Annotated in this window: 1 protein-coding gene; it reads right to left on the reverse strand. The window is 72.6% G+C overall.

Features of this window, described 5'->3' with window-relative positions; all coding sequences use genetic code 11:
- Positions 1–332: DUF6912 family protein (locus UK12_RS42340; RefSeq protein WP_442973932.1), on the reverse strand; the 332-nt coding region annotated here is incomplete at both ends.

A 332-nucleotide genomic window follows, 5' to 3' on the forward strand; every position in this document is an offset into this window, starting at 1 on the left:
CCGCCGCTCCCGCCACCCCTGGACCGCCGTACCGCTGCCACCCGGGAGCGGTCACCGGGCGGCAGCCTGGGCGCCCTCAGAACGCCCTCAGAAAACTCGCAGGCGTTCAGCGACGGGATCTCCTGGGTGTCGAACCAGAGCAGGTCGTAGTCCTCCGCGCCGTCCACTGTGAACTGGGCGTCCGCTGCGCCCTTGTCGGCGGCCGCGATCGACTCGGCGGCGGCCGTCACTTCCTCGCCCACCTCGGTTCCGGCGACATCGGCATGCACGGCGGCGGCCTTGGCCAGCCAGACCGTGCCCACCAGCTCGACCCGGCCTAGCGAGGCCTGGTC

Origin of the sequence: Saccharothrix sp. ST-888, from assembly GCF_000955975.1 — a bacterium.
GTDB lineage: Bacteria > Actinomycetota > Actinomycetes > Streptomycetales > Streptomycetaceae > Kitasatospora.